Below are 19,474 nucleotides of genomic sequence, written 5' to 3' on the forward strand. Positions count from 1 at the left end.
TCGAGCAGCGGCAGCCACCATTTCACCATGCTGGCCCCGATGGCCGAAGGCGCGGGCAGGATGAACTGGGGAATGGCGAAGCCCTGGACCACCACCTCCCAGATCAGGAAGGCACCAAGGATGACCAGCCAGGGCAGGGCGGTCTGCAGCCGGCGCCTGCGGCGGGCGGAGGCGGCCATGGCGTCGATACGGCGCTGGGCTGCAGTCGGAATCGGCTTCGGCGGGGCCATGGGGGCGGTATCAAGCGGCATGGGAGGCCTCCTGCCCGGCGGTGGCGGGGGCAGGCATCTCCTCCCCGCGCCGGGCTGCGCTGATGTGTTCGCGCAGGTCATGGACCAGCTCCTGGAAAGGCTGGGTATAGGTCACGTCCAGCCTGCGGGGGCGGGGGAAGGGGATGGTGCGCTCGGCGATGATCCGCCCCGGGCGGGCCGACATGATCAGCACCCGGTCGGCCAGGAACACCGCCTCCTTCAGGTCGTGAGTCACCAGGATGACAGTCGGTTTGAGGATGCTGCAGACCTCGGCCAGCTGCTCCCAGAGTTCCTCGCGGGTGAACACGTCCAGCGCGCCGAAAGGCTCGTCCAGCATCAGAAGCTGCGGATCATGGATCAGGGCGCGGCAGAGGCTGGCGCGCTGCTGCATGCCGCCCGAAAGCTGGTGCGGCGTCTTGTGCTCGAAGCCCCTCAGCCCGACCAGCTCCAGCAGCTTGCGCGCCTTCTCCTCATACTCGGCCCGGTGGCTGCGCAGCCGGCGGCGATGCGGCTCCACCACCTCCAGCGGCAGCATCACATTCTCCAGGATCGTCCGCCAAGGCAGCATGGTCGGCGCCTGGAAGGCCATCCCCGCCATGGAAAGCGGGCCGTCCACCTCCTTGCCCGCCACGATCACCGACCCCGCCGAGCAGGGCCACAGCCCTGTCACCAGCCGCATCAGCGTCGACTTGCCGCAGCCTGAAGGCCCGACCACCGCGACAAACTCGCCCTTGCCAATCCGCATGCTGGCATGCCGCAGCGCCAGCGTGCCCTCGGCGCCTCCATACCGCATGGAGACATCGTCAATCTCCACAAAGGGCCTCTCGTAACCGCTCATGACCAACCCCGCCTCCCGTCTGGCCCCTGCTGGAACCACATCATCCGGCGCTTCGCGCCGTCGTGCTGGGAGGCACCTAGCAAGGGCTGCGCCAGCCGGGGCGGCGCCGGGCTGCCGGCACTGCGGAAGATCGGGGCCGCGGCCCTTGGCACCCGGCCTGCCCGGACCCAATCTGCCCATCGGATTCTTGTTGGAGGACGCGCCGTGCCGGTCGAGGACATCTCCCCCGCGGACAGCTACGAAGCCCTGAAGAGTGAGCCAGACGCGATCCTGGTGGATGTCCGCACCGACGCGGAATGGAACTTTGTGGGCATTCCTGACCTGAGTGAGGCCGGGAAGCAGCCCGTGCTGATCCCCTGGCAGCTCTATCCTTCCATGCAGGTGAACGGCGCCTTCGTTGAGCATCTGCGCCGTGCGGGAGCGACGCCGCTCAGCCGACTCTACTTCCTCTGTCGCTCAGGCGCCCGATCGCTTGCTGCCGCGCAGGCGGCCCAGGCGGCGGGCTTTCCGCATTCCTTCAACGTGGCCGATGGCTTCGAGGGACCGACGGATGCCGAGGGGCATCGCGGTACCATGGCGGGCTGGAAGGCCTCCGGCCTGCCGTGGCGCCAGCGCTGAGGCGCGGCGCCCGGCCCGTTCAGCGGTAAGCATCCAGCCACCTGTCGGCCTGCCCGGCGCCCCCGGGCCGCCCGACGCGGCACGCGCCAGACCATGGCCGGGCGCCGCGGCGGCGGAAGCGGCCCCGTGACATGCGATCAGGTCCTGTTCGACCTTGGCCGCATGCGGGCAAGCAGCGCCGCTCGGGTGTTTCGCGTGATCAGGCGTGCCCTGGGCCTTCCCATGTGGAGGCTGCCGGAGATCGCACGCGACATGCGGCGGCGCTTGGCCCAGGGCGCCAGTGCCATCCCGCTCCGCCCCGGTTCGCCTGAGCCGTTGCGGGAGGTCCCCACTGTAAGAGCAACGCTCCTCATCGTTTCTTCCCGCGCCGAGGCGACGGCAAAGCGTATTCTCAATGCCGAACTGTCAGGCCTTTTTGGGGGGGCTTCCCCCTTGGGCAAGGCAGCGCGGCTACTGCATGTCCTTCGCCGGCCAGACATGCCTGCCAAAGCCGCGATCGCCATTGGAGAGGAGGTTCGCGTTATCGAGGCGGCACCTAGGGTTAGCATTGCCGTGGGCGCGGTCTCCTGTGCTGCACCACGCCGGAGCTGGCTAGGTCCGGCGCCCTGAGGCGTGTTTTCGGCACGATCCGGAACCTGGCGGAGCAACTCGTCGGTGAGCTTCAGGCCGGTTTCTGATGCGCAGGAAAGAGGCTGGGTCACCAACAGCGCGAAAAACCCTCCGGCAACAAAGCTTGCCCAGATATCGCCATGTTCTGGTCAGGCCCTTGCCGCGAGTGGGGTGTTTTATCCTCGAAGCCAGCACCCCCAAGCAGGCCGGAGGCTCCATTATGGACCGCATCGCACTTGCCCTTATTGCTTCGGGCCTTGTTCTGATCCTCGCCATTGTTGGCGTTGTTCTCGGCGGCACAGCGCAAGACAGCGCCGTCTATGCCGCCATCGGCGCGGCCCTGTCCGGCTGCTCCATCGTGACCGGGCTGGCGCTACTCGAGCGCCGCGCCTTCAGCCCTCGTACGGCCTGACCTCTCAGGCCTTCTCGGGGTAGAGCGCAGCCAGCCCGGCCTCGCTCGCCTCACAGCGCCCGCGCTCCGTGATCAAGCCGGTCACCAGCCTTGCGGGAGTCACGTCAAAGGCTGGGTTCGCGGCCGGGGTACCCTCGGCCGCCACCCGAATTGTTGCGACGCTACCATCGGGCAGACGGCCGGTGGCGTCCGTGACCTCTGCTCCGGAACGTTCCTCGATCGGGATCTCGGACAGCCCGTCGCGCACCTTCATGTCGAGGGTGGAATGCGGCAGGGCTACCCAGAAGGGCACGTCATTGTCCTTCGCTGCCAGTGCCTTGAGATAAGTTCCGATCTTGTTGGCCACGTCACCCTGGCGGGTCACCCGATCCGTACCGACCAGTACAATATCCACCAGGCCGCGCTGCATCAGGTGTCCGCCGGCATTGTCGGCCACCAGCGTATGCGGCACGCCATGTGCCCCGAGCTCCCAGGCCGTCAGCGCCGCGCCCTGGTTGCGCGGCCGAGTCTCATCAACCCAGACATGCACTTCGATACCGGAATCATGGGCCTGGTAGATCGGGGAAAGGGCAGTGCCGAAATCCACCGTCGCGATCCAGCCCGCATTACAATGCGTCAGCACGCGGACGGGCTCGCCGGGCTTCTTCCGGGCCGCGATTCCCTGGAGCAGCGGCAGGCCGTGCTCGCCAATCCGGCGATTTGTCTCCACGTCGTCATCGCAAATCGCGGTGGCTTCGGCATAAGCGGCCTCGGCGCGGCGCTCCGGCGGGTGATTTCGGACGGCGGCGCAAATCCGGTCGAGTGCCCATTTCAGGTTCACGGCCGTAGGGCGCGTCTCATTCAGCATCGCCGCCATGCGCTCGAGATTGTCGATCGAAGGATCGCGCCGCAGCGCCATTGCCAGCCCATAGGCGCCGACAGCGCCGATCAGCGGTGCGCCGCGTACCTGCATGGTGCGAATGGCCGTCGCGACCTGATCCTCGTCGGACAGCGTCAGCGTCTCCAACGACCAGGGCAGCTTCGTCTGGTCAAAGATGTGGATTGAGTGGCCGTCCTCGGCCAGCCAGACACTGCGGAAGGGCTTTCCGTTGATTTTCATTCGTCGGCCTCTGGGCGTCAGATCCGTTGGTGCAGGGCGCAGACCAGGGTGAAAAGGCGGCGCGCCGTCTCGAAATCCAGGCTGACGCGGCCGTGCAGCCGCTCTCGCAGCAGCTCGGCCGCCTCGTTGTGCAGCCCTCGGCGCCCCATGTCGATGGCCTGAATACGCGCCTCGGCGGCACCCTCGGTCACGGCCTGCTCATGGCCGTTGATGACCATCTGGTAGTCCTTAATCAAGCGCCGGAAGGGGCCGAGGGCAAGAAGATAGGCGTGCAGGGGCGCATCTGCCTCGTCGCGCACATCCAGCAATAGCCTTCCGTCGCGCAGCGCCAGATGGAGAGTATAGGGGCCAGGCGGCAGGCCGACAGGCGAGAAGCAGTTCCCGGCCAGCAGGTCGGCCACGGCTTGCTGGCGATCGGCTTCAGCAAATGAGGAGGGAAGGGGCGCCTGGTCCTCAAGCTCGATCCGGATGATGTCGCGAGACTCCACGGCAGGCTCGGCGAGGGTGGATTCACTCATCGCGTGAGGGGGTGGAATCGGCGGGCCACTGATGCGGGCTGTCCTTGTCGCCGAAGCCCAGGTGCCACATCCACCCGACCACGCCGCCTTTCACCGGCCGCAGCAGCAACGTACAGATCACGGCAAAGAGCGGCAGCCAGACCGCCATGTGCAGCCACATCGGCGGCTCGTAAGCCCGCTCGATCCAGAAGATCGGCGGAAGCAGCAGGTGGCCGGCCAGAAAGATGACGATATAGGGAGGTGCATCATCGGCCCGCAGCGTGCCCAGCGGCGCGTGACAAACCTCGCATTCCGGTACCAGCGTCAGAAATCCCTTGAAGACGCGGCCCTGCCCGCAGACGGGGCAGCGGTTCCGCAGCCCGCGCCGAATCATGGTGAGCGTCGAAGGCCGCTCGGCCTGCCCGGCGCCCGTAGCAGCCCCGGATCGCCAGGTCACCGCCGCGCGCGGTGCGCCGTCCTGCTCAGCCATGGATGCGGTCCTCCGGAACGGGCTGGGTTGGAAACGCGGCCCCAGCCTGCTTTGTTGCGTTGCAATATGGGCGCGGCATGACAGCGCGGCAAGCCTTGCGGGGGTTGCCGGCCTGTAGCGGTAGCGTCAGGATTCCGGGATGGAGCGCCGGATCCTCGTCATCAACCCAAACAGCAACGTCGCTTGTACGGCCGGCATTGCCGCAGCGCTGATGCCGTTCCACCGGCCGGGCACCGCCCGGTTCGACACAATGCAGCTCAAGGACGGGCCGGCTGCCATTGCGAGTTGGCGGGACTGGTACAGCGTGGCCCTGCCGCTCTGCGCCGTGGTACAGGCCGAAGCGGCGGATGCCTACGTCATTGCCTGTGTCTCGGATCCTGGCCTGGAGGCAGTGCGGGAAGTTACGGACCGCCCAGTGCTCGGCCCTTTCCGTGCCGCGGTGCTCGGCGCCCTTGCAAGGGCTGACCGTTTCGGGGTGATCGCCTTTGTCGATGCGAGCAAGGAGCGGCAGCGCCGCGTACTGCTCTCGATGGGCGTTGAAGCCCGCCTGGCGGCCACGGAGGCGCTGAACCTGCCCATGTCCGCCCTGACCGATCCTGAGGCCCCGCGCGCCGCTTTGCTCTCTGCCGGACGGCGACTGGTAGAGGCAGGTTCCACTGCCGTGGTCCTGGGCTGCACGGGCATGGCGGGCCATCGTGGCTTCCTAGAGGCGGCCCTGGGCGTCCCCGTCATCGAGCCCTGCGCGGCCGTGGCAGCGCAGGCGCTGCTGGCTGTTATCTGACGGACGAGGCGTCAAACCAGAACCAGAGCGCCGCGTGCCGACCTCCAATTGATCCGGTTGCCCGAAGGCGTGAGCCTGCTGCCCTGAGGACAGCCCAGAGGTGTTGCGCCCGCTCTCCTAACGGACGGCCGCGATTTCGGTGCGGTCGTCCGCCACGGTGGTCCGGGAAAGGCGGCGCTGCTCGCGCTCCCAATAAGCCCGCCGCATCTCGCGCGACTGGCGCTCCCGTTCTGCGGCCTCTGGGTTGCCGCCCCGCGCCGAGGCGCTGGCCGGGGTGGCAATGCGGGAGAAGAAGCTGCCGAAGATGGCGTCATTCGCCTGCGCCTGCGGGGGCGCGAGGAGGGCGAGGCCGGCGACGGCAAGGGTTGCGGTGCGGAGAAGCATGGCTTGAGCCTCCTTCGTTCCGAACGCCCCGGCCGATGGCCAGTTGCCCGGCGCGCCGTTCACCGATAGCGGCGCTGATCGTCAAGCCGGCGACGCTGCTCATCCAGCTGTCGCTGCTGGGCGTCGATCTGGCGTTGCTGCTCAACGACTTGCCGGTCCCGTCCCGTGCGCTCTTCCTGTGCGCTGCGCGAGTTCCGGCCTTCACGGGGGGACCGCTCGCGCTCCCAGTCCTCGCGCCGGCGGTCACCGCCCATGCGATCCGCCTCGTCGCGCCGGCCTGCGCGTTCATCGGACCAGCGCCGTTCCCCATCGCGCTGGCGACGGATCTCGTCCTGGCGGCGTCGGTCCTCATCCTCGGCGCGGCGCGAGTTGTCGGAATTCTGCCCGCCGAATTCCCGTACGGCCCGGTCCAGAAGCTGGTCGAGGCCCTGCGCCTGGGAAGGGACGCTCCCCAATGCGACCAGGGCCAAGGTAGCAGTGAGCAAGGCGTGACGGCGCATCGGTTCCTCCAATCGGTGGGTTCCTCGGAACAAACCATTCCGTTCGCCTGGAAAGCCTTCGCTTTCCACAGGAGCCATCCATGGAGAGAGAACGCCCGGCCGGTGTCGCTGTTGCGGCGCGGTTATGACTTCGCCGGGGCGGCAGGATCAGCGTTGCGGATTGTCGCTGAGCAGCGGGATGACCGTCTGCGCCGGAGCCCGCGGGTTGTTGCGGACGGGCTGATCGGTCTCCCGGTGGGCGAGGTTCGTACCCTGCCGGTCCATATCCCCCACAAGAGGCGGCGCGGTGACAGAGCCGCCCGTCTGGAGGTCGCGCGCCGCATCGGCCACGCGGTCCTGGCGCTGGTCGCGCTCGACCTGCTGTTTCGCTGCGCGTTGGGCGGGGCTTTCAGCCCGGGCAGGCGTGAGGGCTATCGGAGCCGCAAGAAGGGCAAGGGCAAGGGCGATGGGGCGCATGGGATACCTCCATGGCCTCAACGCGCCTCACCCGCAGGAGGTTGTTGCAGCTGCGGCCGTGCCTTCAGTTCCCGGCCGGCTGCCACTCGGGCGGCGCCTCGGCCGCTGTCTGGCTGGTGATGCGGCCATAAGCCTCGACGCGCCGATGGGCGGCGAAGTTGAAGATCGTCTCGCGCCCCAGCCGGCACATCTCCAGGTCGCAATCCGCCACGATGAGCTCGTCATCCCAGGAGGTGGCCTGGGCCATGATCTCGCCCTGCGGATTGACGATGATGGAGTGGCCGAACAGCTCATGCCCGTCCTCCACGCCGGCCTTCGCAGTCGCCACGGCGAAGGTGGCGTTCTGGTAGCACCCCGCCTGGATGGAGAGATGGGAATGCAGGACGCGCAGGTGGTGTGCCTCGAAGCCGCGGTTATCCATGTTCAGGCTGGGTGTGTTGTAGCCCAGCATGACCAGTTCGACGCTCTGCAACCCGAGCACCCGCCAAGCCTCCGGCCAGCGCCGGTCGTTGCAGATGAGCATGCCGGCATTCACCGGACCGGCCTCACCCATTGGTGCCCGCACCACGGGAAAGCCGAGGTCGCCTACCTCGAAATAGCGCTTCTCCAGATGCTGCACCTTGCGCACGGGGTCGTATTCCGCGTGCCCGGGCAGATGCACCTTGCGGTATTTCAGGATCATCTCGCCTGAAGGCGCAAAGAGGGCGGCGGTGTTGAAGTGTCGGCCTTCCGGCGTCTTCTCAGCATAACCGAGATGGAAGGCAATGCCGTACTTACGTGCTGCCTCGAAGAGCGGGGCGGTTTCGTTCGAGGGCATCGAGGTCTCGAACCAGTGGTCCTCAGCTGAGCGATCCTCCTCGTACCAACGCGGGAAGAAGGTGGTCAGCGCCAGCTCAGGAAAGACCACAACCTCAACGCCGCGGCGGTGTGCCGTCTCCATCAGCCGAACCATGCGGCCCACGGCCACATCGCGGCCCTCCGCCTTCTGGATGGGGCCGAGCTGGGCGGCGGCGACGGTCAGGCGGCGGAACATGCGGTTCATCCTCTCGGCTCGCGAGCACACTATATATGTGGCCGCCGTGCAAAAGCGGTGCCGCGCATGGCAGGCGGGCCAAGGCACGCGCTTTTTGTGCGGCGATTACCGACCGACGCCGCCGGGCCCGCGTCAGGGTTCGGCATCGGCGGGCGGCGACGCTCGGCTTCCGGTGGACGGAGGCGGCCCCGTGTGAGGACGTTCAGCTTCGGCCGGTGCATTATTCTTCAGCATGTGGCGCGTTGCCAGCCGCCACGCCACGCGGCCGGACAAGATCGCGCAGAGCAGTGCGAGCAAGGCGTTCGGCACGGAGGTGCCCGGGCCGGTCAGCCAGACCCAGAAGCCGAACCCGCCTAATGCGGCGGTGACCGCGATCACCAGCGGGCCGTTCATCCTCTGCTCCTCCTCAAGGCCGAAAGCCGCGTGCCGGGGCGACCCGCACATCACTGATGTGATGGGGCGTGCTTATTCCGCCATGGCCCATCATCAGTGGCCCGGCCCGCGCGATGGCAAGCCGGGAGAAGGCAAACAGGAGAAGCAGGCTGCACTGTGCGGCCGCCTCATCGCAGCGCGACGGCCCGGGCGTGCTGGCGCGGCACGAAGCGCCCCGCGCCGGGGCTGGCCAGCACCGCCGTGCCGTCCCAGACCTGACGGCCTCGAAGATAGGTGGCGGCTACCCGCCCGCGTAGGGCGCGGCCATGATAGGGAGAATGCCGGAACTCCGGCCGGTCCTGAATCGCCGCCTGGTCGAAGGTGAAGTCGCCGCGCTCGATGATGCAGAAATCGGCATCGCTGCCGACGGCGATGCTGCCCTTCTTCGGATCCAGCCCGTGATAGCGGGCCGGCTCGGCCGCGCAGTACTTCGCCATGAGCGTCAGCGGCAGGCCGCGTTCCTCCAGCAAGGTGAACATGACCGGCGCGAAGCTCTGCATGCCCGTGAGGCCGGCGCCCAGGGCAAAGATGTCGCCCCTGTAGACCTTCCGCTCCAGCGGCCAGGGCGCGTGGTCGGTGGAGATGTAGGCGACCTTGCCTGCGAGCAGAGAAGCCCAGACGCGCTCCACCTCCTCCTTCGTGCGGAAAGGCGGGTTGCACTTCCCGAAGCCCTCCAGCCGGACGATATCCTCTTCCGTCATGCAGAAATAATGCAGGCAGGCTTCGCCGGAGGAGCGGGCGCCATGGCTGCGGAAGTCCTCGGCAATCTCGAAACCGCGGGCCAGGGAGGAATGGGCAATATGGACATGCGCGCCTGTCTCCAGACCGATCTCGAAGATCGCGTGGTTCGCCAGGTTCTCGGCCAGGGGCGGGCGGGTGCGGCAGTGCATGATCGGGTCGGTGCGGCCAGCCGCCTTCGCCTCGGCGATCAGCTTCTCCACCAGCTCCTGATCCTCGTTGTGGATAGCCACCATGAGGTTGGTCTTCGCGATCTCGGCGAAGGCGGCGCGCATCAGAATCGGGTCGATGCGCGGGAAGCGGACAGGGTCATATTCATAGGTGGAGAGCTTGAAGGAGCAGGCGCCCGCTTCAGCGAGCGCGGCGACAGCATCCGCGCCGCCTTCCTTGCGGATGGTGCCGTAGAGCGCGACGTCCACATGGGCCAGGCGATGCACGAACTCCACCTTCTCCTTTAGAAGGGCGGCATCCGTGACTGGTCTGGGAATGTCGTAGGGCATGTCCACGCAGGTGGTCACCCCGCCAGCGGCTGCGGACCGGGTGGCGCCTTCGATCCCCGGCCAGCCCGTTGCGCTGGAGGTGTGCATATGGCCGTCCACCAGCCCCGGGAAGATCAGGCGGCTGCTATGGTCCTCCACCGCCGTGGCCGGCGGTGGTGCCCCCTGGCCGATGGCTGCGATTGTCTCCCCGCGCAGGGCGACATAGCCGCCCGCCAGCACTCGGTCCGGCAGGACGAGGTCGCCGAGAATGACGCGGTCGAAGGGCTGCTGCATCTTGGAATCCTGCCTGCTCGGCGGAACGCTAGACCGGATCGCGCCGGGCTGGAATTCCACCCGCCGCACCGTGCACCATCCTTCCGCGAGACCTGCGATGGACGGGCGTGCCATCCAGGCGCAAAACACTAAGACGTCCACGATCAACGAAGGGGAGAAGCCGTTGCAGTCGCATCCCGTGAAGGTCTACCCATCCAAAGCCCTGCTGAAGCGCGAGGACCAGCTCGCCTGGAAAATTGCGGGCGTCGCCGCCGATCCCGTGGCCGTGCCCGAGGACACGGCGGCCATGATCATCAACCGGGTGATCGACAACGCCTCGGTCGCCCTTGCGGCGATCAACCGCTCCGCCCCGACCTCCGCCCGGCAGATGGCGCTTGGCCATCGGCGCGACGGCGGGGCCACCGTGTTCGGTGCCGATCCCTCCCTGCGCGTTTCGCCGGAATGGGCGGCCTGGGCGAATGGCACGGCGGTGCGTGAACTGGACATGCACGACACCTTCCTTGCCGCCGATTATTCCCACCCCGGCGACAACATCCCGCCGATCCTGGCGGTGGCCCAGACCATGGGGAAGAGCGGCGCCGATCTGCTGCGCGGCCTCGCCACGGGATATGAGATCCATATCGACCTGGTACGCGCCATCTGCTTGCACGAGCACAAGGTGGACCACATCGCCCATCTCTGCCCGGCCCAGGCCGCAGGCATCGGTACATTGCTGGGCCTCGACCAGGCGACCATCTATCAGGCCGTGCAGCAGGCGCTGCATGTCTCCATCACCTTCCGCCAGAGCCGCAAGGGGGAGATCAGCTCCTGGAAGGCCTTCGCTCCCGCCCATGCCGGCAAGCTGGCTGTCGAGGCCGTGGACCGCGCGATGCGCGGGGAGGGGGCGCCGAGCCCGATCTATGAGGGCGAGGACTCCGTCATCGCCTGGGTGCTCTCGGGGCGCACGCATCGCTACCAGGGCGATGTCTATGAGCCCGTGTACTATAATGTCCCGCTGCCCGGGCCGGGGGAGGCCAAGCGCGCCATCCTGGACAGCTACACCAAGGAGCACTCGGCCGAGTACCAGTCCCAGGCGCTGATCGACCTGGCCTTCCGGATGCGGGAGAAGATCAAGGATCTCGAGCAGATCGAGAAGATCCTTTTACATACCTCCCACCATACTCACTATGTCATCGGCACGGGCGCGAACGACCCGCAGAAGATGGACCCGAAGGCCAGCCGCGAGACGCTGGACCATTCGATCATGTACATCTTCACCGTCGCCCTGCAGGACGGCCGGTGGCACCACGTGGACAGCTACGCCCCCGAGCGCGCTGCGCGCCCGGACACCGTGCGCCTCTGGCACAAGATGGAGACGCGCGAGGATCCGGAATGGACGCGCCGCTATCACTCCCGCGACCCGAACGAGCTCGCCTTCGGCGGGCGGGTGGAGATCACCCTCCGGGACGGCACGGTGCTCACCGATGAACTGGCCGTGGCCAATGCCCACCCGCTGGGCGCCAAGCCCTTCGGCCGTGCCGACTACATCCGCAAGTTCCGCATCCTGACCGACGGGGTCATCGACGCTGCCGAGGCGGACCGCTTCATCGCGGCGGCGGAGAACCTCGCCTCGCTGAAGGCGGGGGAGTTGGACCAGCTCAATATCCGTCTGCCTGAAGGCAAGCTGGCCGTCGGGAAGCCCGGCATCTTCTGATCGCCTATGGCGCTGCCCGCTTGGCCGGTGGCGCCTGCGGCGCGATTGGGCCGGTCCATACGGGCCGGTTCCGAGCACCGATAACGAACGGAGGAATCCCCCTATGAGCGAAGCCCAGTCCGAGATCAGGAAGGGCCTGGTCGGCGTCGTTGCCGACGTCTCCGCCGTCTCCAAGGTGATGCCGGAGACGAACAGCCTGACCTATCGCGGCTACCCCGTGCAGGACCTGGCTGAGAACTGCTCCTTCGAGGAGGTGGCCTATCTCCTCTGGAATGGGGAGCTGCCGAACGCCAGCCAGCTTGCCGACTTCAAGCGGGAGGAAGCGGGCCAGCGCGCCCTGACCCCCACCTTGCTGGAAGTGATCCGCGCATTCCCGCGCGAGGCCCATCCGATGGACGCGATCCGCACCGCCGTTTCCTTCATGGGCATGGAAGACCCGGAGACGGCCGACACCTCCGAGGCGGCGACGCGGCGCAAGGCGATGCGGCTCTTCGCTAAGATCCCGACGGCCATTGCCGCCGCCCACCGCGCTTCCAAGGGGTTGGAGGCCATCGCGCCGGACGCCTCTCTGACCTTCGCGGAGAACTTCTTCCATCTCGTTTTCGGCCGTGTGCCGCAGCCCGAGGTGGTGAAAGCCTTCGACGTTTCGCTCACCCTCTATGCCGAGCATGGCTTCAACGCCTCTACCTTCACGGCCCGCACCATCACCTCCACGGGCGCGGACCTGCATGGGGCGGTGGTGGGCGGCATCGCGGCGCTGAAGGGGCCGCTGCACGGCGGCGCTAACGAGGCCGTGATGCACATGCTGAAGGAGATCGGCGAGCCGTCCCGTGCGGTGGAGTGGCTGCAATCCCGCTTCGACCACCGCGCCCTGGTCATGGGCTTCGGCCATCGCGTTTATAAGAACGGCGACAGCCGCGTGCCGACCATGACGAAATATGCCGAGAAGATGGCGGAGGTGGTGGGCGACCGCCGCTGGATGGAGATGTCTCGCCTTCTGGCCGCCGAGATGCTGGCGAAGAAGAACATCCACCCGAACCTCGATTTCCCGGCTGGCCCTGCCTATCACCTGATGGGGTTCGATATCCCACTCTTCACCCCGATCTTCGTTGCCGCCCGCATCACTGGCTGGTCTGCGCATGTCATCGAGCAGGCGGCGGACAACCGCCTGATCCGCCCGCTCTCGCACTACACCGGCATGGCCCAGCGTGCCGTTCCCGCCATAGCCGATCGCGGTTGATCGATGGCGGTGCGGGCGATGCGCGCCGCGCGCATCGCCCGCCTTGCGGCGACATACGACAACGTCGCAGAGCGTGACGCGGCGCAACGCCCGATGTCTCAGGTCGGCTGCACACGAAAATCAGCGCGCGCGTGAAGTCTTTTTGTTGACAGCCAAGATGCACGTGCAGATAGCGTGAGACGCGCATGAACCGTCCCACGCGATTCGCGCGCGATGCTGTCAAGCACCCTGTGCAGTTCAGATGCACCCGGCTGACGGCGGCGCGGCGAACGAGAGGAGGGTGATCGGCGCGACGCAGTGCGGAAGGACGGTCTTCGGACCGTGGGCGAAGGTGAAAAGCGGGCTTCGGATACGGCGCCCATCATCGCGAGCCGAACGCGGCGCAGCGGCCGAGGGAAGGAACCCCGGCGCGCGCCAGGCGACGGACGCCCCGCCTCAACGCGCTGCGGAGACCGACCCAGTGACGCCTCCCTCCCAACCGGTGGGCGCGTCGGCGGGTCAAATTTGGCCCATGACGTGAACCACCAGGCACGAACCTTTTAGGAGATCCAGCACGTGAGCGAAGAGAAAACCCCCCGCGCGGCCGCGATGGCCATGAGCACCACCCGCCGCAGTTCCGGCACGCGCAAGGCGAGCACCGCCGGCCGCACGAAGCCCGCCGCGAAGGCGACCAAGACGGCCAAGACGACCCGCGCGACGGCCGCCAAGAAGCCGGGCCCGAAGAAGGGCAGCACGACCGCGAAGCGGACGACCGCCACGGCCCGCGCCGCGAAGAAGACCCCGGCGCGCAAGACGGCCGCGAGCAAGACGACCACCGCGCGCAAGACGGCGACGGCGAAGAAGGCCGCCCCGGCGCGCCGCAGCACCGCTGCCCGCAGCACCACCGCCAAGCGTGCCACTGGCGCCAAGACTGCCGCGAAGTCCGCAACGGCGCGCCGCCCCGCGGCCAAGCGCACCACTGCGGCCGCGAAGCGCAGCACCGCGACGACCGCCCGCAAGGCCCCGGCCAAGCGCGCGACGGCTGCGAAGGCTCCCGCCCGCAAGGCCGCGGCTCCGAAGCGCGCCGCCGCGACTCGCTCCACCGCTACTCGCGCTACTTCGACCCGCTCCACCGCAACTCGCTCCACGGCAACCCGCGCCGCTGCGACCCGCACGGCCGGTACGCGTAAGAGCGCCGCGACCTCCTCGCGCAGCGAGGCCGCGCGCAAGGGTGCTGCCACCCGCGCCCGCAAGAAGGCCGAGGCCGCCGCGGCCGCTGCCACTGAGGCCGCGACCGAGCTGAACAACGCCACCGAGGGCGGCGACGCGACCTGATCGCGCCGCGCTGAAGGGAAGGGGGCGCTTCGGCGCCCCCTTTTCATTTGCGCCTATCCGAAGGCGCGCAGCAGGATGTCCCGGCTACCTGCCGCACCAGGCTTGAAGGCGATGTGCAATCCTGTGCCCTCCGCAATGCACCAGGGCACGCCGGGATCGATTTCCGGACCGATCCGCAACTGTCCGAGGGCCAGCCGGTCCGCCACTGCCTCGCCGAGTGCCTCGCCAGCGACGAGCATCCGGCGGACACCCCGTGCGACAAGCCCCTTGGCGATCGCCGCCAGCAAGGCCGCCTCATCTTCCGGCACCACGATCACCAGCGGCTGCTCATCCGAAAGCTGCGGCTCCGCCCGTGCCAGGATCTCCTCTGCCCCGTCGCCTGCCGCGATGTCCAGGACGGGCAGGTAGAGCCGCGCAAGCCCGATCTGTGCCACCGCCACGCGAGTATTCGATGCGGCGAGTACCACACAGGCACCGCCGGGCGAGAGATAGGTCTCACGCTCGTCCTTCGACAGCAGCCCCGCCCGGTTTAGGTTACCCGGCAGGCCCACGGCGAGACCTGTGCCGCCGATGAGCAGCGCCTGCGCCGCCACGGCCTCGCCCAGCGCGCGCAGATGCGCCTCCGTCAGCGCGTCCGCGACGGCATAGCGGCGCCCTGCCTCGGCCAGGCGCGAGATCTCGTGCCGGATCGCGCCTGCACCCTCCTCCACGATGCGGAAGGGAAGCAGCCCGACAGGTGAGTCGGTCTGCGCGGCCAGCCGGCGCGGCAGGTTCGGCTCACCCGCCGCAAGCGCCGTATTCAGGAAGAGATGGCCGAGATAGACGCTGCGCCCCTCTGGCGGGTAGGCCGGAACCACAGCGGCGAAGCTCGCCTGCAGCCGCCGCAGCAGCGCATCCGCCACGGCTCCGATGTCAGGGCTGTCGAAGCCTGGTCCGGTCACTTGAACGATCCGCCGCGCGCCCGCCGCAAGCAGCGCGTCGCAGGCGATGAGGCTTTCCGCCGCGCCGCGTGCCTGGAGGATCAGCGCATCGCAATCCGGGAGCGGGGCATCCGGTCGGCCTCTGATCAGCACTGTCCGCATGCCCTCGCGCGTCAACACGGCGCCGAAGGCCATCGCTCCCGCCAGATCCTCGGCGATGCAGCCCAGCAATGCCATGATACCTCCTAGCGGCCTCGCCGCGGCGGAATGGCGAGCAGGTCCGAATGGCCCACCATCGCCCGCAGCCGCCCGCGCCGCGCCTGCGCCGCCCTCGCCGCAACCCAGCCGTGGATCGCCGGCCCATGCCCGGGAGCATGACCCAGCGCCGCCTGTGCATGCCCTCGCGCAAGATCGGTCAACATACGGGTGTCCGCAGGCCCGATGCGCCATGGCGAGGGCGCGGTGGTGACGCGGAAGCCGCGCGCGCGGAAGCCGGCGGCCATGGCACGCGTCGCATCCAGGCCGAGCGCCGGTCCGCCGAAGCCCTTGTCGCGGCCCTGGTCGCGTCGGAAGCCGCGCGCCACAATGCCATCCGCCGGGTGCGGTGGCAGGAAACGCGCGTCACTCGCCACGTTCAGCGCGGAGTAGAAGGGCAGCCGGAGCCCCGCCGCGAGGCGTGATATCCACGGGCGCGAGACGAGGTCGCAGAGCGCCGTACAGACCACCCCATCGGCGCGGTCCAGCGGCAGCCCGCGCGGCGCATCGGCCAGGTCCAGCACCAAGCCCTCGACGCGCCAGGCGCCCGAGGGCGTGTGGACGAGCAGCGTCCGCTTGTTGGGCGCCGAGACCTCGAAGCCCACCGCAACGGCACGGTCCGCGATGGTGTCGAAGGCGAACTCGATCAGCGAGACATCGGCATCGACCAGCGTCCATGCCTGGGGACGGTTCAGCAGGGGCGCCAGCCACCGGAACAGGCTGCCTGTGCCGGCGCCCAGGTCCAACAGCCGTGGGCGAGCGGGCAGGGCGGCGGAGAGGTGCTGCGCCAGCCCGAGATGCCGCGCCCGCGCGTCATGCGGCTCGCGCAGTTCGAGCCAGTCCGCGTCGAAGCTTTCCGTCATGCTGCGTGCGCGGCCTCGATCTCTGCCGCAAAGGCAACGGCGCGGTCGGACCAGCGCGGCAGTGCCTGCCCCGCGCGCCAGGCCGCGTCGGACATGAGGCGGCGGAGATGCGGGTCGTAAATTGGCCGGCGCATGGCGCGGGAGAGGCTGTTGTGGTCGCCTGGGGCGCAGATCACCGCGCCGTCGCGCGGCGCCAGATCGGCCAGCGCCCCGCCCTCGGTGATGGCCAATGGCAGGCCGCGCGCCAGCGCCTCCGCCACGGCCATGCCATAGCCTTCCCACCAACTCGCCAGGGCGAAGAGGTCGGCGCGGTGATACTGCATCTCCAACGCGGCGCCATCCACCTCGCCAGCAAAGGTGACGCGCTGCGCGATGCCCAGCTCTTCCGTCAGGGTCTGAAGCTCCCGTGCATGCTTCGGGTCGCGCGCGCCGCCGACGATGGTCAGGCTCCAGGGAATGTCGGTCAGCCGCCCGAGGGCGCGCAGCAGCACATCATATCCTTTGCGCGGCACCAAGGCGCCGACGGAAAGGATCGAGCAGCCCGGCCCGCCCGATCCGGCCGCGCGCGGTGCTTCGTCGGTGCCCGGCTCCACGGTGCCGATGCGCGTCGGGTTGACCCCGAACTCCGGCTCAAGGCGGGTGGCGGTAAGGCGGGATGTCGTGATCAGGCGCGACAGTATAGGAAACAGCGCCTGTTCCCGTCCGCGCAGCGCCGTGCGGTCCGCCTCGGAGAATCCAGTTTCCAGCGCCGTCGGATGATGGATCAGCCCGACCACGCGCCGCTGCGCCAGCGCATCGCCCAAGGGTGCGAAGGCGGGTAGGCCGAGCCCGTCCACCACCAGCACCTCCTCCGGAACCAGCTCATCCAGCACGCGGCGCGCGGCAGCCTCGGCGGCCGTGTCGGGCAGGGGATGGCGGCCCTCCATCTCCTCCACGCGCACCTCATGGCCGAGTTCCCGCAAGCCGGCCAGGATGCGGCGGTCGTAGCCATAGCCGCCGCTGACCGAGGCGAGAGGCGCCGGAAGGGCTAAGACGATTCTCATGCCGAGACCTGGGCCGGCATCTCCGCCTCGTAGGCCGCCCAGGCGAGGGGGCTTTCCCGCAGCAGCACCTTCACGCTCCGCACCTTCTTCCCGCCTTGCCCCAGCCGGCCCTCCGCCAGCGCCGCGCAGAGCAGGCCATGAATGTGGAAGCACAGGAATTCGGTGGTCGTATTCTGGCCCGTGAACTCCGGCAGCGTGTCCAGGTTGTTGTAGTCGAAGCTGTCGAGGATACGGCGTAGCTCCACCCGTGCGGCGGCGATATCGACCAGCAGATTGGCATCGTCCAGCCGCGGCGCCCGGAACTCGGCTTCCACCACAAAGGTCGCGCCATGGACGCGCTGTGCCGGGCCGAAGCCCTCGCCGCGGAAGGAATGGGCGATCATCACGTGATCGGCCACGGTCAGGCTGTACATGGCAGTCTCATTCTTCGGTGTCATAGGTGACGACGGGACAGAGCGGCGCCGGTTGTCCCTCGGGCGGTGCGCCGAGCAGGGCGGGCATGGCGCGCGGAAGGTCGCGGAAGGCGACCATCGGGCCGCAGAGCGCGTCCAGAACCGGATCGGCCAGAAGCGAGAGCGCCAGCGCCAGCCGCTCCGCATGGGTCCGGCGCCCGCGCATCGGTCCGGCAACCTGCCCGACCTGGGTGGAGCGGAGAGTGACACGGCTGGCATGGAAGGCCTCGCCCAGCGGCAGCGCGCATTCAGTCTCGCCGAACCAGGAGGCCTCCAGGATGCGGGCCTCGAATCCTGCGCAGCGCAGGGCCGTGCGAAGACCTTCCGGATCACCGGAGGCATGCACGATCAGATCGCGGTTCCCCGGCGCCTCCTCGGGCGAGACGAGCCGCAGGCCGAGGCTCTGCGCGACGGGCGCGCGCAGCGGGTCGGGATCGACCACGGCCAGGTCGATCGCTGGGAAGCGCGATATCAGCCACGCACAAAGCAGCCCTACAACACCCCCGCCGATCACCAGCGCCCGCTCTCCGGCCAGCGGCTGCGCGTCCCAGCTGACATTCAGCGCCGTTTCCATATTCGCGGCCAGCACGGCGCGCCACTCCGGCACCCGGTCCGGCACCTTTGCGCAAAGGGACAGGGGCGCCACGAAGCGGTCCTGATGCGGATGCAGGCAGAAGACGCGGCTTCCCAACCAGTCCGCCGGCCCGTCCTCCACCATGCCGACGGCGGCGTAGCCATATTTGACGGGATAGGGGAAATCGCCGGACTGCAGCGGGGCTCGCATCCGCGTCCATTCGCCCTTTGGAACGCGGCCGTGGAAGACCAGCCTCTCCGTGCCGCGGCTGATGCCGCTGGCCAGAGTGCGAACCAGCACCTCGCCGGGGCCGGGCGGGCGCAATGTCTCGCCATGTATCGCGCCCTGGCCGGGCCCGGTGGTCCAGAAGGCGGCGCCGGTGAGCGCGGTCATGCGCCCTCGCAGACGCGGGGGCGCGTGCGGCGCAGCGGAATGTCGAACAGGATGTCGCCGCCCTCCAGTGGATAGGGAACCCAAGTGACGCGCAGTCCATCGGCGATACGCGTTGCTTCCGGCAGGACAAAGGCCGCGCGCCCGGAGCCGAGGATAATGGGTGCGACAGTAACATGCAGCCGGTCCAGCAGACCGGCCGCGAGAAAGTTCGAGACCGTCACGCCACCGCCCTCCACGAAGATACGCGACAGGCCGCGCGCAAAGAGGGCGCGCAGCAGCGCCGCGAGGTCCAGCCCGCCGCCTTCGCGCGGCAGGCGCAACACCTCTGCTTCGCCATGGCGCGGGCCGCCGCTCGAATCTTCCAGGCAGGCGAGGAGCGTGGGCGGGCCGCCATCGGCGAAGACACGCCGGTCCAGCGGCAGCCGGCGCCGGGGATCCAGCACCACGCGTACGGGATTGTTGCCCGGCACTTCCCGGGTGGTGAGCCGCGGGTCGTCATGCGCCACTGTTCCGGCGCCCACAATCACAGCGTCGCAGAGCGCGCGCAGGCGGTGGGTGTGGATGATGTCGCCACGCCCGCCGATCCATTGGCTCGACCCGCCGGCGGTCGCGATGCGCCCGTCCAGGGTCTGCGCCAGCCGGCCGATGACCATGCAACCATCCTTCCCTTCACCCGGCGCGAGCACGGGATCGAGAAGGTCACGGAGCGGATGGTCCGGCGATGCTGCGGCGCGGCCCGCGCGCCGCGCAAGCAGCGCGGCCCAGGCCTCCCTCGTCGCGCGATCCTCGGCGTCGGGCATGGCATCCATCTGCCGG

The 19,474-nt window shown here is 68.6% G+C and carries 22 protein-coding genes and 1 pseudogene; 6 read left to right on the top strand and 17 right to left on the bottom strand.

The genetic code is table 11. The features are described 5' to 3' along the window. A pseudogene (locus ACO1BU_RS28325) lies at positions 1–251 on the bottom strand (ABC transporter permease); the annotation flags it as partial. After that, complete coding sequence (locus ACO1BU_RS28330; protein ID WP_424139318.1) at positions 241–1,089, bottom strand: ABC transporter ATP-binding protein; 849 nt, start codon at positions 1,087–1,089, stop codon at positions 241–243. The pseudogene ACO1BU_RS28325 and the gene ACO1BU_RS28330, both read right to left, overlap by 11 nt. Positions 1,090–1,293: 204 nt before the next feature. Between ACO1BU_RS28330 and ACO1BU_RS28335 the strand changes: the two genes are divergently transcribed. Both ACO1BU_RS28335 and ACO1BU_RS28340 read left to right on the top strand, forming a co-directional pair. Then, on the top strand, positions 1,294–1,707 hold the full coding sequence (locus ACO1BU_RS28335) for a rhodanese-like domain-containing protein (RefSeq protein ID WP_424139319.1): 414 nt from the start codon (positions 1,294–1,296) through the stop codon (positions 1,705–1,707). A gap of 829 nt (positions 1,708–2,536) precedes the next feature. Next, positions 2,537–2,728 carry a hypothetical protein gene (locus tag ACO1BU_RS28340; protein WP_424139320.1) on the top strand — a complete coding sequence of 64 codons (192 nt, stop codon included), beginning with the start codon at positions 2,537–2,539 and terminating at the stop codon, positions 2,726–2,728. A 4-nt stretch (positions 2,729–2,732) separates the two neighbouring features. On the opposite strand, the gene mtnA is transcribed toward ACO1BU_RS28340, so the two are convergent. From mtnA to ACO1BU_RS28355, 3 genes are read right to left on the bottom strand one after another with little or no spacing between them, the layout of a single operon-like run. Further along, positions 2,733–3,827, bottom strand: a complete 1,095-nt coding sequence (mtnA, locus tag ACO1BU_RS28345; protein WP_424139321.1) for an S-methyl-5-thioribose-1-phosphate isomerase — start codon at positions 3,825–3,827, stop codon at positions 2,733–2,735. 17 nt (positions 3,828–3,844) lie between these two features. Further along, positions 3,845–4,345, bottom strand: a complete 501-nt coding sequence (locus ACO1BU_RS28350; RefSeq protein WP_424139322.1) for a UPF0262 family protein — start codon at positions 4,343–4,345, stop codon at positions 3,845–3,847. Continuing rightward, entirely contained in the window at positions 4,338–4,814 is a 477-nt protein-coding gene (locus ACO1BU_RS28355) for a DUF983 domain-containing protein (RefSeq protein WP_424139323.1), read from the bottom strand. Before ACO1BU_RS28355 ends, ACO1BU_RS28350 begins: the two co-directional genes overlap by 8 nt. A 139-nt stretch (positions 4,815–4,953) precedes the next feature. On the opposite strand from ACO1BU_RS28355, the gene ACO1BU_RS28360 reads away from it, so the two are divergent. Further along, positions 4,954–5,595: an aspartate/glutamate racemase family protein gene (locus tag ACO1BU_RS28360; RefSeq protein ID WP_424139324.1), complete on the top strand. Its 642-nt coding sequence runs from the start codon at positions 4,954–4,956 to the stop codon at positions 5,593–5,595. A 117-nt stretch (positions 5,596–5,712) separates the two neighbouring features. Here the strand turns inward: ACO1BU_RS28360 and ACO1BU_RS28365 are convergent, their stop codons facing one another. The 6 genes from ACO1BU_RS28365 to ACO1BU_RS28390 all read right to left on the bottom strand — a co-directional run bounded on the left by ACO1BU_RS28365 (position 5,713) and on the right by ACO1BU_RS28390 (position 9,911). Beyond that, on the bottom strand, positions 5,713–5,979 hold the full coding sequence (locus ACO1BU_RS28365; RefSeq protein WP_424139325.1) for a hypothetical protein: 267 nt from the start codon (positions 5,977–5,979) through the stop codon (positions 5,713–5,715). 59 nt (positions 5,980–6,038) lie between these two features. Continuing rightward, positions 6,039–6,479, bottom strand: a complete 441-nt coding sequence (locus ACO1BU_RS28370) for a hypothetical protein (protein WP_424139326.1) — start codon at positions 6,477–6,479, stop codon at positions 6,039–6,041. A 147-nt stretch (positions 6,480–6,626) separates the two neighbouring features. After that, complete coding sequence (locus ACO1BU_RS28375) at positions 6,627–6,935, bottom strand: hypothetical protein (protein WP_424139327.1); 309 nt, start codon at positions 6,933–6,935, stop codon at positions 6,627–6,629. Between the two features lie 64 nt (positions 6,936–6,999). Then, positions 7,000–7,968, bottom strand: a complete 969-nt coding sequence (locus tag ACO1BU_RS28380) for an N-carbamoyl-D-amino-acid hydrolase (protein ID WP_424139328.1) — start codon at positions 7,966–7,968, stop codon at positions 7,000–7,002. A 132-nt stretch (positions 7,969–8,100) separates the two neighbouring features. Then, positions 8,101–8,361, bottom strand: a complete 261-nt coding sequence (locus tag ACO1BU_RS28385) for a hypothetical protein (RefSeq protein ID WP_424139329.1) — start codon at positions 8,359–8,361, stop codon at positions 8,101–8,103. A gap of 167 nt (positions 8,362–8,528) precedes the next feature. After that, the gene (locus tag ACO1BU_RS28390) at positions 8,529–9,911 is read right to left on the bottom strand and encodes a dihydroorotase (RefSeq protein ID WP_424139330.1); all 1,383 of its coding nucleotides are present in this window, start codon (positions 9,909–9,911) and stop codon (positions 8,529–8,531) included. Between the two features lie 163 nt (positions 9,912–10,074). On the opposite strand from ACO1BU_RS28390, the gene ACO1BU_RS28395 reads away from it, so the two are divergent. The 3 genes from ACO1BU_RS28395 to ACO1BU_RS28405 all read left to right on the top strand — a co-directional run bounded on the left by ACO1BU_RS28395 (position 10,075) and on the right by ACO1BU_RS28405 (position 14,158). Further along, the gene (locus tag ACO1BU_RS28395) at positions 10,075–11,604 is read left to right on the top strand and encodes an MmgE/PrpD family protein (RefSeq protein ID WP_424139331.1); all 1,530 of its coding nucleotides are present in this window, start codon (positions 10,075–10,077) and stop codon (positions 11,602–11,604) included. A gap of 103 nt (positions 11,605–11,707) precedes the next feature. Beyond that, complete coding sequence (locus ACO1BU_RS28400; RefSeq protein WP_424139332.1) at positions 11,708–12,844, top strand: bifunctional 2-methylcitrate synthase/citrate synthase; 1,137 nt, start codon at positions 11,708–11,710, stop codon at positions 12,842–12,844. A gap of 555 nt (positions 12,845–13,399) precedes the next feature. Further along, positions 13,400–14,158 carry a hypothetical protein gene (locus ACO1BU_RS28405; RefSeq protein ID WP_424139333.1) on the top strand — a complete coding sequence of 253 codons (759 nt, stop codon included), beginning with the start codon at positions 13,400–13,402 and terminating at the stop codon, positions 14,156–14,158. Positions 14,159–14,211: 53 nt separating this feature from the next. Here ACO1BU_RS28405 and ACO1BU_RS28410 read toward each other — a convergent pair whose 3' ends face one another. Genes ACO1BU_RS28410 through ACO1BU_RS28435 form a run of 6 tightly spaced genes read right to left on the bottom strand, consistent with a single transcriptional unit; the run spans position 14,212 to position 19,458 of the window. After that, positions 14,212–15,315, bottom strand: a complete 1,104-nt coding sequence (locus tag ACO1BU_RS28410; protein WP_424139334.1) for a four-carbon acid sugar kinase family protein — start codon at positions 15,313–15,315, stop codon at positions 14,212–14,214. An 8-nt stretch (positions 15,316–15,323) separates the two neighbouring features. Continuing rightward, positions 15,324–16,196 carry a class I SAM-dependent methyltransferase gene (locus tag ACO1BU_RS28415; protein ID WP_424139335.1) on the bottom strand — a complete coding sequence of 291 codons (873 nt, stop codon included), beginning with the start codon at positions 16,194–16,196 and terminating at the stop codon, positions 15,324–15,326. Further along, complete coding sequence (locus ACO1BU_RS28420; RefSeq protein ID WP_424139336.1) at positions 16,193–17,239, bottom strand: glycosyltransferase family 4 protein; 1,047 nt, start codon at positions 17,237–17,239, stop codon at positions 16,193–16,195. The genes ACO1BU_RS28415 and ACO1BU_RS28420 overlap by 4 nt, the downstream gene beginning before the upstream one ends. Beyond that, positions 17,236–17,652, bottom strand: a complete 417-nt coding sequence (locus ACO1BU_RS28425; protein ID WP_424139337.1) for a 6-pyruvoyl trahydropterin synthase family protein — start codon at positions 17,650–17,652, stop codon at positions 17,236–17,238. Before ACO1BU_RS28425 ends, ACO1BU_RS28420 begins: the two co-directional genes overlap by 4 nt. Before the next feature lie 7 nt (positions 17,653–17,659). Then, on the bottom strand, positions 17,660–18,658 hold the full coding sequence (locus tag ACO1BU_RS28430; RefSeq protein ID WP_424139338.1) for a zinc-dependent alcohol dehydrogenase: 999 nt from the start codon (positions 18,656–18,658) through the stop codon (positions 17,660–17,662). Then, the gene (locus tag ACO1BU_RS28435; RefSeq protein WP_424139339.1) at positions 18,655–19,458 is read right to left on the bottom strand and encodes a RibD family protein; all 804 of its coding nucleotides are present in this window, start codon (positions 19,456–19,458) and stop codon (positions 18,655–18,657) included. The genes ACO1BU_RS28430 and ACO1BU_RS28435 overlap by 4 nt, the downstream gene beginning before the upstream one ends. Positions 19,459–19,474 lie beyond the last annotated feature (16 nt).

The sequence above is a fragment of the Roseomonas chloroacetimidivorans genome (assembly GCF_049629625.1).
Lineage (GTDB): Bacteria > Pseudomonadota > Alphaproteobacteria > Acetobacterales > Acetobacteraceae > Roseomonas > Roseomonas chloroacetimidivorans.

Excerpts from the sequence above, each read along its gene's own strand:
- ACO1BU_RS28430 (WP_424139338.1), bottom strand. The coding sequence starts at position 18,658 with ATGACCGCGCTCACCGGCGCCGCCTTCTGGACCACCGGGCCCGGCCAG.
- ACO1BU_RS28400 (WP_424139332.1), top strand. The coding sequence starts at position 11,708 with ATGAGCGAAGCCCAGTCCGAGATCAGGAAGGGCCTGGTCGGCGTCGTT.
- ACO1BU_RS28365 (WP_424139325.1), bottom strand. The coding sequence starts at position 5,979 with ATGCTTCTCCGCACCGCAACCCTTGCCGTCGCCGGCCTCGCCCTCCTC.
- ACO1BU_RS28415 (WP_424139335.1), bottom strand. The coding sequence starts at position 16,196 with ATGACGGAAAGCTTCGACGCGGACTGGCTCGAACTGCGCGAGCCGCAT.
- ACO1BU_RS28435 (WP_424139339.1), bottom strand. The coding sequence starts at position 19,458 with ATGCCCGACGCCGAGGATCGCGCGACGAGGGAGGCCTGGGCCGCGCTG.
- ACO1BU_RS28410 (WP_424139334.1), bottom strand. The coding sequence starts at position 15,315 with ATGGCATTGCTGGGCTGCATCGCCGAGGATCTGGCGGGAGCGATGGCC.
- ACO1BU_RS28425 (WP_424139337.1), bottom strand. The coding sequence starts at position 17,652 with ATGTACAGCCTGACCGTGGCCGATCACGTGATGATCGCCCATTCCTTC.
- ACO1BU_RS28330 (WP_424139318.1), bottom strand. The coding sequence starts at position 1,089 with ATGAGCGGTTACGAGAGGCCCTTTGTGGAGATTGACGATGTCTCCATG.
- ACO1BU_RS28380 (WP_424139328.1), bottom strand. The coding sequence starts at position 7,968 with ATGTTCCGCCGCCTGACCGTCGCCGCCGCCCAGCTCGGCCCCATCCAG.
- ACO1BU_RS28420 (WP_424139336.1), bottom strand. The coding sequence starts at position 17,239 with ATGAGAATCGTCTTAGCCCTTCCGGCGCCTCTCGCCTCGGTCAGCGGC.
- ACO1BU_RS28375 (WP_424139327.1), bottom strand. The coding sequence starts at position 6,935 with ATGCGCCCCATCGCCCTTGCCCTTGCCCTTCTTGCGGCTCCGATAGCC.
- ACO1BU_RS28390 (WP_424139330.1), bottom strand. The coding sequence starts at position 9,911 with ATGCAGCAGCCCTTCGACCGCGTCATTCTCGGCGACCTCGTCCTGCCG.
- ACO1BU_RS28370 (WP_424139326.1), bottom strand. The coding sequence starts at position 6,479 with ATGCGCCGTCACGCCTTGCTCACTGCTACCTTGGCCCTGGTCGCATTG.
- ACO1BU_RS28350 (WP_424139322.1), bottom strand. The coding sequence starts at position 4,345 with ATGAGTGAATCCACCCTCGCCGAGCCTGCCGTGGAGTCTCGCGACATC.
- ACO1BU_RS28360 (WP_424139324.1), top strand. The coding sequence starts at position 4,954 with ATGGAGCGCCGGATCCTCGTCATCAACCCAAACAGCAACGTCGCTTGT.
- ACO1BU_RS28355 (WP_424139323.1), bottom strand. The coding sequence starts at position 4,814 with ATGGCTGAGCAGGACGGCGCACCGCGCGCGGCGGTGACCTGGCGATCC.
- mtnA (WP_424139321.1), bottom strand. The coding sequence starts at position 3,827 with ATGAAAATCAACGGAAAGCCCTTCCGCAGTGTCTGGCTGGCCGAGGAC.
- ACO1BU_RS28340 (WP_424139320.1), top strand. The coding sequence starts at position 2,537 with ATGGACCGCATCGCACTTGCCCTTATTGCTTCGGGCCTTGTTCTGATC.
- ACO1BU_RS28385 (WP_424139329.1), bottom strand. The coding sequence starts at position 8,361 with ATGAACGGCCCGCTGGTGATCGCGGTCACCGCCGCATTAGGCGGGTTC.